Below are 481 nucleotides of genomic sequence, written 5' to 3'. Positions count from 1 at the left end.
ACGTACAACTGCCCGTCCGGGATGCCGAATCCGTCGTGCAGCAGCTCGTGTCCCCAGCGCAGGCTCTGCGAATGGCCGTAGTCGCCGAGCGACCAGGAGCCCAGCATCTCGAAGACCGTCAGATGCGTGGAGTCGCCGACCTCGTCGAGGTCGGTGGTGCGCAGACAGCGCTGGACGTTGACCAGGCGCCGGCCCTGAGGGTGCGGGCGGCCTTCCAGGTACGGGGTGAGGGGGTGCATCCCGGACGTGGTGAACAGCACCGGGTCCGAGGGCGGCGGCAGCAGGGTGCTGCCGGTGATGAGGTGGTGTCCGCGCTCGACGTAGAAGTCCGTGAAGGTGCGCAGGATCCGGTCCGTGTTCATGGCGGTGTTCCTTTCGGGTGGGGGACCGGAAAAAACCGCGGGGACACAGAAAAAGAGGCGCACTGCCCCGGGGGGTCCTTTTCGGGCGGCGGGGGGGGGGGGGGTGAAGGGCGGGGAGC

General features: G+C 68.8%; 1 protein-coding gene. It reads right to left on the bottom strand.

Annotated elements, in window-relative coordinates:
* Positions 1–362: alanine--tRNA ligase-related protein (locus TN53_RS42250; protein WP_046264217.1), on the bottom strand; the 362-nt coding region annotated here is incomplete at its 3' end.
* Positions 363–481 lie beyond the last annotated feature (119 nt).

This window comes from Streptomyces sp. WM6386 (assembly GCF_000972385.1).
GTDB lineage: Bacteria > Actinomycetota > Actinomycetes > Streptomycetales > Streptomycetaceae > Streptomyces.
This window is presented reverse-complemented; position numbering and strand designations above follow the sequence as displayed.